At 72.1% G+C, this 7,756-nt stretch carries 6 protein-coding genes; all 6 read right to left on the bottom strand.

Going from position 1 to position 7,756, the window contains the following annotated elements:
- Nucleotides 1-106: 106 nt before the first annotated feature.
- The gene (locus ACFVWW_RS27525) at nt 107-307 is read right to left on the bottom strand and encodes a hypothetical protein (RefSeq protein WP_384193540.1); all 201 of its coding nucleotides are present in this window, start codon (nt 305-307) and stop codon (nt 107-109) included.
- Between the two features lie 118 nt (nt 308-425).
- Complete coding sequence (locus tag ACFVWW_RS27520; protein WP_386878158.1) at nt 426-2,366, bottom strand: NAD-binding protein; 1,941 nt, start codon at nt 2,364-2,366, stop codon at nt 426-428.
- A 180-nt stretch (nt 2,367-2,546) separates the two neighbouring features.
- Nucleotides 2,547-3,710 (bottom strand): NAD-dependent formate dehydrogenase, encoded by a 1,164-nt coding sequence (locus tag ACFVWW_RS27515; RefSeq protein ID WP_384193538.1) that lies wholly within the window; start codon nt 3,708-3,710, stop codon nt 2,547-2,549.
- A gap of 102 nt (nt 3,711-3,812) precedes the next feature.
- On the bottom strand, nt 3,813-4,766 hold the full coding sequence (locus tag ACFVWW_RS27510) for a LysR family transcriptional regulator (RefSeq protein WP_386878146.1): 954 nt from the start codon (nt 4,764-4,766) through the stop codon (nt 3,813-3,815).
- Between the two features lie 75 nt (nt 4,767-4,841).
- Nucleotides 4,842-6,809, bottom strand: a complete 1,968-nt coding sequence (locus ACFVWW_RS27505; protein WP_386878145.1) for an ABC transporter permease — start codon at nt 6,807-6,809, stop codon at nt 4,842-4,844.
- 111 nt (nt 6,810-6,920) lie between these two features.
- Nucleotides 6,921-7,724, bottom strand: a complete 804-nt coding sequence (gene modA, locus ACFVWW_RS27500) for a molybdate ABC transporter substrate-binding protein (protein WP_386878144.1) — start codon at nt 7,722-7,724, stop codon at nt 6,921-6,923.
- Between the last annotated feature and the right edge of the window lie 32 nt (nt 7,725-7,756).

Genomic DNA, 7,756 nt, shown 5'->3' with positions numbered 1-7,756 from the left:
CATTCGTGTACTGGATGTACTCGGATGATTCCGACAACGCGGCGAGCGTGCGTGCCGGGCGTCGTCGGCCAGGCGAAACTTTGCGGACACGGCCTACAGCGGTGCTCTACGGAAGCTGTTCCTCGATGGCCGCGCGGCCCCGCTCGGCCAGTCGCCGCCGGGCCCACTCGATGGTGTCCGGAGTGAGATCGCGGCCTGAGGCCAGCGCGAGATCCTCGGCCGTGACCTCGTCATATGCGCCGGTGTGCAGCAGCCGGTCCGGGGTCACGTTCTCGCGCTCCGGCCGCGCATCGGACTGTGCGTTCATGCCGCCTCCTCGTTCGTCCGGTGTTCGCCATTCTCGTTCCCGCCCACCGCCGCCGCATCCGCTGTATGCCGCGCCCGCCCGACCTCCCGGCCGTTACCCGCCGGTACGCCACACCTGGTCAGCCGGGGTCCGGGGAGGGGCGGAGCCGGGAGGCGGACTGCCGTCCGAGGAGTTCGGCGAGGCCCCGCCGGGTGGCCGCCAGCACCACCCGGTCCCGGGGATGCAGGACATAGCCGGGGTGCAGATCCCATACGAGCCCCGCGGGCCGCCGCTCCTCGCGGTCCAGCCGGGTGTCCGCCAGATCGGGCACCCGCTCCCCCGGGCCCGCGGTGTCCAGCGCGATGACCCGCCAGGCGCCGGGGCGGAACACCTCCGCGATCGTGCGCCCTTCGAGCCGCGGATGGCCCGCCACATCGATGGCGGCGACCAGCAGCACCTTGCGCTCCACCGGGATGGCCCCGAGGATCTGACGCCCCATCATGGCGATGGCGAAGGCCGGGGCCGCCAGGGTGGACACGCTGCGGCTGCGGGTGAGCGCCCCGGGGTGAGCGGCGCGCAGGGTGCGGTAGACGGCGGTCGCGAAGTCGTCGTCGTACACCCGCAGCGCCACCCGCAGCCCGGGAGCGACGGAGCGCGCGTACAGCGCGGCTTCGAGATTGGTGGTGTCGACGCTGGTGAGGGCGAGCAGCGCGTGCGCCCGCTCGATCTTGGCGGCCTCCAGCACGCCCTCCTGGGTGACATCGCCCAGGACGGTCGGCACCCGCAGGCTGCGCGCGAGCGCGATACCGCGCGCGTCGGGGTCCTCCTCCACACAGACCACGGGGATGCCCAGCTCACGCAGCCGCACCAGCACCCGACTGCCGATCTTGCCGAGTCCGAGCAGCACGACATGGCCGGAAAGACCGCGCGGCGGCCTGCGCAGCGCCGACGCCGTACGGAAGGTCCCGAGGGCCTCCAGGACGGCCGCGAGCACCACGGGCAGCAGCAGAAGTCCGGCGACTCCGGAGAGGAGTTGCAGGATCTGCCGGCCGGCGGGCTCGCCGACCGCCGGATCGCCGATGCCGAAGAGGTCGAGCAGCGTGAGGTACGTGGCACGGAGCGGACCGGCGTCGGTGGCGAGCGTGGCGGCGACGGCCAGGGCGAACACGGCCGCGAGGATCCCGGCGAACGACCAGCGCAGCCGGCGGGAGAACAGCGAGCCCAGCGGGGCGCCGCGGCCGGCCAGCCGGCCCAGCGGCAGATCGGGCCCCGCGTGGGACACGGCCTCCAGGACCACCGTGCCCCGCCCGGTGGCGGCGGCCGCGCTCGCCTCGTCGGGCAGCAGTCGCGGCCCGTCCTGCCCGCTGTTGTCCGAACCCTCCTCGCCCGCCGGGTCGTTGGTGGTGGCCGAGAGCAGGGCGAGGGTGCACAGCCCGGGGTCGGCCACCTCGCCGGGTCCTGGCGGGTTGCGTTCGACGGCCCGCAGCAGCAGGCCGTCGGCCCTGACCACCTTGCTGGTACCGGCGACGGCGGTGGCGGCGAGCGCCGGGGCCGCGGTGTCTGCGTCCGAGAGGACGGTGGTGGAGGCGTCCAGGGCCGCCGTGTCGAGCCCGGGGACGGCGACGGCGGCGGCCTGGTCGAGCAGCTCCTCCAGATGCTGGCCGAGTTTGCGGTTGTAGAGCCGGATGACCAGGCGCAACTGGGGATTGAGCCGGCGGGCGGCGAGTGCGGCCCGGATGTTGATGTCATCGTCGTCATGGACGAGGGCGAGCGCGGCCGCCTCCGCCACCCCCGCGTCCACGAGCACGTCCTCGTCGAGTTCGAGTGCCTCCAGGACGCGCGGGCCGTCCGCTCTCCCCGGCCCTTCACCGGCCGGGCCCGGCGAGGCGATGGCCGTACGGACCATGGCGGCGGACATCCGTCCCAGGAAGGTGGAGGCCCTGCCCCGTCCTGCGAGCGGTGCGGGCGGCAGGCGGGAGGCGCGTACGGGCGGCACGACCAGCACGACCTGTTCGCCGTAGACGTCGCGCAGCTCGCCCGCCAGCCGGTGGGCCAGCGTGTCGTCGCCGCAGACGACCATGTGGCCCGCCGGAAAGCCGTGGGGTAGTTGGTGAGGAAGTGAAGACACGGCACCAGTGTGCCGAACGGATGCCCGGACAGAACACAGCTGCCCCGGCCATGATCGAGCGCCGGGGCAGCTGATGTCCTGTCATATACACACCTGTCATATACGCACCCGACAGGCAGATCTGAACCTCTGTCAGGTCTTGGATACGGAGTAGGAGTGAGCTCCCACCCCGGCCAGTGCGCCCTTGTCGACGATCAGGTACTCGTCGCGCAGGGGGGTGCCGGCGAACCAGGACTCCAGTATCTCGCGGGTTCCCGCGGCGTAGCGGGCCTGGGCCGAGAGCGAGGAACCGGAGATGTGCGGGGTCATCCCGTGGTGCGGCATGGTCCGCCAGGGGTGGTCGGCGGGTGCGGGCTGCGGGTACCAGACATCGCCCGCGTAGCCGGCGAGCTGTCCGCTGCGCAGGGCGCGGTCGATGGCGTCGCGGTCGCAGATCTTCGCGCGGGCGGTGTTGATGAGATAGGCGCCGCGCTTCATGGTGGCGAGCAGCTCGTCGCCGAAGAGTCCCTCCGTCTCGGGGTGGAGGGGCGCGTTGATGGTGACCACGTCGCAGTGCGGGACCATCTCGGCCGTACTGGCGTGCCAGGTGAGCCCGAGCTCCTGCTCGACGGACTCGGGGAGCCGGTGCCGGTCGGTGTAGTGGAGCCCCACGTCGAAGGGGGCGAGACGGCGCAGGACGGCGAGGCCGATACGGCCCGCAGCGACCGTGCCGACCTGCATGCCCTCCAGGTCGTACGAGCGGGAGACACAGTCGGCGATGTTCCAGCCGCCGTCCAGGACCCACTGGTGCGAGGGGAGGTAGTTCCGTACCAGCGACAGCGTCATCATCACGACATGCTCGGCGACGCTGATGCTGTTGCAGTACGTGACCTCGGCGACGGTGACGCCCTTGGCGATGGCGGCGTCCAGGTCGACATGGTCGGACCCGATGCCCGCGGTGATGGCGAGCTTCAGGTTCTCGGCCTTCGCGATGCGCTCGGCCGTCAGATAGGCCGGCCAGAACGGCTGCGAGATGACCACATCGGCGTCCACCAGCTCCCGGTCGAAGACCGATCCGTCCCGGTCCTTGTCGGAGGTGACGACCAGGGTGTGGCCGCGGGACTCCAGGAAGTCACGCAGGCCCAGTTCACCGGAGACACTGCCCAGCAGATGCCCGGGCGTGAAGTCGGTCCCCTGCGGGGTCGGGGTGGTCTGGCCGCCCGGGTAGTGGTCGATACGTGGAAGGTCGTCACGGGCGTAGGACTTCGGGTACCCGTCCACCGGGTCGTCGTACAGCACACACAGCACCTTTGCCATGACTGCGGCTCCTCATCCGTTACTGCGGGAAGGTGCCTCCACGGTCCTCGGGGCCGGTGCCCGTGGTCAAAATGAACCTTTCTATGTCGGGATAGAGCCCGGCTATCCGCGAGCGCCCGGCGGGGCCACCGGGTGCAGATATGCGGCCAGGAGCTGGTCGAGCGCTTCCCGTACGCCCGCTTCCCTGGCGATCTCCAACAGGGCTCTGGCCAGCACGGGTTCGGGACTGCGGTCGGCGATGACCAGGCCCACCCGCGGCCCGTGCGCCGGATTCTCCAGCGGGACCACACGCATACCGTCGGGGACGCCGAACATATGCAGCCAGGCATGCGAGATCACGCTCGACCAGTGGCCCGCGGTCAGATGCGCGTACAGGCCGGCGACGGAGTCGGTCTCGATGGCCGGGGTCACGGCGGCCACTCCGTCCGCGGCGAAATACTCGTCCATAATACGGCGGTTGCGCATTTGCGGCGACAGCAGGCACAGCGGCAGCGCCGCGATCCGCGCCCAGCGGGCCACCGGCTGTCCGGCCATCGGACCGTCGTGCGGGGTGAGCAGCAGATAGCGCTCTTCGTACAGCGGGGTCCTGCGGACCTGGCCCAGGCTCTGGTCGTCCAGGTAGGTGAGCGCGATGTCGAGTTCGAACGCGGCCAGCCGCTGGGTGATCTCGCGCGAGGAGAGGGACTCCAGCGAGACGCGCGCCCGCGGGTGCCGTTCGACGAACGGTGTGGTGAGCAGCGAGGCGGCGGTGAGCGCGGTGGGGATGGCACCGAGCCGCAGGGTGCCGGCGAGACCGTCGCGCATCGCGGAGAGTTCATGGCGCAGCGCGTCGCGCTCGGCGAGGATGCGGTGCGCCCACAGCAGCACCCGTTCGCCCTCGGGCGTCAGCCCTTCGAAGCGGCGGCCGCGCCGGACGATGGGGACGTCCAGCTCGTGTTCCAGTTTGCGTATCGCCGCGGAGAGCGACGGCTGCGACACGTAGCAGGACGCCGCGGCCCTGGCGAAGTGCCGTTCCCTGGCGAGCGCGACCAGGTACTCCAGCTGACGCAGCAACATCGTGTGCTCCCCTGCTCTGTCTGCCTCCTGGCCCTGGTCGGGCCCGTGGCACCGGTGGATCTTCCGGTACGGGTCTCACAGGGCGACGAGGGTGACCTCGGTGGCCTTGACGCTGGTCCAGACGGACACGCCGTCGGCCAGGCCGAGTTCGGCGGCGGCCTCGGGCGTGATCTCGGCGACCAGGTCGGGCGCCTCGTCCGAGGTGATCAGGACGCGCAGCCGGCTGCCGAGGGCGGTGATCTCCCGGACCGTTCCCCGCCAGACATTACGGGGGCTGCCGCCGGGCCGGTCCCGGTGTACGGACACGGCCTCCGGCGCGATGATCGCGAGGGCCGCGGAGCCGTCGGCCGACGGCTCCGCGACGACCAGCCGCCCGCCCGCGGTGAGGTCGAGCCCGTCGGGGCCGAATGTGCCGGGCCAGGCGTTGCGGCCGAGCATCCGGGCCACCCACGGGGAGCGCGGGTTGCGGGTCACTTCGGCGGGCGGGGCGTCCTGGAGGGCGCGGCCGTCGTCGAGTACGAGAACCCGGTCGGCCAGGGAGATGGCCTCGACCGGGTCGTGGGTGACGATCAGACAGACACCGCCGAAGCTGTCCAGATGGCCGCGCAGGGTGTGCCGTACCTGGGCGCGGGTGGTCTGGTCGAGGGCGGCCAGGGGCTCGTCCAGGAGCAGCAGCCGCGGCCGGGCGGCGAGCGCGCGGGCCAGCGCGACACGCTGCGCCTGGCCGCCGGAGACCTGGTGCGGCTTGCGGTGGGCGAGATGGCCGACGCCCAGCCGGTCGAGCCACTCCTGTGCGGTACGACGGGCCTCGCCGCGCCTGACGCCGTGGGCGCGCAGTCCGTAGGCGGTGTTGGAGAGGGCGCTGAGATGCGGGAAGAGCGCGCCGTTCTGCGGAACCCAGGCGACGCCGCGGCGGTGCGGAGGGAGGGAGGTGACATCCAGGTCGCCGAGGCGGAGGTCGGCGTGGGCGCGGGGGGTCAGGCCGAGGAGGGCGCGCAGCAGGGTGGTCTTTCCCGCGCCGTTGGGGCCCACGACGGCGATGGTGGTGCCTGGTTCGGCGTCCAGGGTGAGCCGGTTGAAGCCGGTGACCTCGGCGTGCAGCCGCCAGCGCTCCGGCGCGGCCGGGGGTCCGGCCTGGCCGGTGCCGGTGCCGGCGACAGTCACGGCCCGGGCGGCCGACGCCGTCTCGGGATCGTCCGGCGGATGGCCGGCGTCCGGTGGGCGGCCTGCGCTGCCGACGGGCCCGCTGGTCCAGCGGCCACGCAGGGCGATCAGTACGGCCATGGCGATGGCGAGCAGCAGCAGCGAGACGGAGGTGGCGGCCTCCGGCGAGTTCTGGAGCAGCAGGTAGACCTGGAGCGGCAGGGTCTGGGTGGTGCCGGGGAGATTGCCGGCGAAGGTGATCGTGGCGCCGAACTCACCGAGGGCGCGCGCCCAGGTCAGCGCGGCGCCGGCGGCCAGCCCGGGGGCGACCATGGGGAGGGTGACGGTGAGGAACACCCGGAGCGGAGAGGCGCCGAGCGAGGCGGCGGTCTCCTCGTAGGCGGGCCGCAGTCCGGCGAGGGTTCCTTCGAGGCTGATGATGAGGAAGGGCATCGCGACGAAGGTGGCCGCGACCACGGCGCCCGAGGTGTGGAACGGCAGGGTGATGCCGAAGGTGTTCTCCAGCCAGGGGCCGAGCAGCCCGCGACGGCCGAAGCCGAGCAGCAGCGCGACTCCGCCGACGGTGGGCGGCAGCACCATCGGCAGCAGGACCAGCGAGCGCACGAGGGTCTTGCCGGGGAACCGGACGCGGGCCAGCAGCCAGGCCAGCGGCACCCCGAACAGCAGGGAGAGGCCGAGCGCCCAGAAGGAGACCAGGAGCGACAGTTTCAGCGCCTCGACGACGGCGGGGTCGGTGAGATCCGCGCCGAGGTTGCCCCAGGACGTACGGGCGAGGATGCCGATCAGGGGCAGCAGCAGAAACGCGATGGCGAGCAGGGCGGGCAGCACCAGGGCGACGGGAGCGCCGGTCCTGCCGGTGCGGATGCGAGAGCGTCTCATCTGGGGTTCCTGGGCTCGGCAGTCCGGGGCGCGGGCGGATCAGGACGGCGGTGCGGATGGGGGCTGTCCGGTCCTGCGACCCGGCCGGCCCCCTGCGTCGCACCGGGGGTGTTACGGCTGCTGGAATCCCGCGGCCTGCAGGATCTTCTGCGCCTCGGGGCCGCTGAGCCAGGCCACGAAGGCCGCGGCGGCGTCGGTGTTCTTGGACGACTTCAGGGTGGCGGCCGGGTAGGCGGCGATGGCGTTCTGCGCGTCGGGGATCTCGACGGCGTCGACCTTGTCAGGAGCGCTCTCGGCGTCGGTCTCGTAGACGATGCCCGCGTCGGCCTCGCCCAGCTCGACCTTGCTCAGTACGGCGCGGACGTTCGGCTCCTCGGACACCGGCTTCACATTGATCTTCTGCGCGTCCAGCACCTGCCTGCTGTAGCGGCCGACGGGCACCTCGGGCGCTGCCAGCACGACCTTCAGATCCGGATCGGCGAGGTCCTTGAGGTTCTCGATCTTGTCCGGGTTGCCCTCACCGGTGGCGATCACCAGACGGTTCTTGGCGATAATCGTCGGGGTGCCGGTGTCGGCCTTCAGCCCGTCCATGGTCTTGGTGTCGGCGGTGACCAGCGCGTCGGCGGGGGCGCCCTGCTCGACCTGCGCGGCCAGCTCCTGCGAACCGGCGAAGGAGAACGTCAGCTTCGTGCCGGGGTTCTCCTTCTCGTAGGCGGCGCCCGCCGTCGTGAACACATCGGTCAGCGACGAGGCGGCCAGCACGGTCAGGTTCGCCTTGGTGGCACTCGCCGACCCGCTCGGGGAGCCGGTCACCTTCTCGCTGTCGTCGTTGCCGCCGCAGGCGGCCAGCGGCACAAGAAGAGCTGCGGTCACGAGCGCGGCGGCGGCGCGGCGGCGGGTGAAGGCGGAAGACATCAGGGTGGACTCCTTGGCAGTGCGGGCCCGGG

Source organism: Streptomyces sp. NPDC058198, from assembly GCF_042882605.1.
Lineage (GTDB): Bacteria > Actinomycetota > Actinomycetes > Streptomycetales > Streptomycetaceae > Streptomyces.
This window is presented reverse-complemented; position numbering and strand designations above follow the sequence as displayed.

What these genes read in the sequence shown, in the direction of transcription:
- ACFVWW_RS27525 (WP_384193540.1), bottom strand. Translation starts at nt 307, where the DNA reads ATGAACGCACAGTCCGATGCGCGGCCGGAGCGCGAGAACGTGACCCCG.
- ACFVWW_RS27520 (WP_386878158.1), bottom strand. Translation starts at nt 2,366, where the DNA reads ATGGTCGTCTGCGGCGACGACACGCTGGCCCACCGGCTGGCGGGCGAG.
- ACFVWW_RS27515 (WP_384193538.1), bottom strand. Translation starts at nt 3,710, where the DNA reads ATGGCAAAGGTGCTGTGTGTGCTGTACGACGACCCGGTGGACGGGTAC.
- ACFVWW_RS27510 (WP_386878146.1), bottom strand. Translation starts at nt 4,766, where the DNA reads ATGTTGCTGCGTCAGCTGGAGTACCTGGTCGCGCTCGCCAGGGAACGG.
- ACFVWW_RS27505 (WP_386878145.1), bottom strand. Translation starts at nt 6,809, where the DNA reads ATGAGACGCTCTCGCATCCGCACCGGCAGGACCGGCGCTCCCGTCGCC.
- modA (WP_386878144.1), bottom strand. Translation starts at nt 7,724, where the DNA reads ATGTCTTCCGCCTTCACCCGCCGCCGCGCCGCCGCCGCGCTCGTGACC.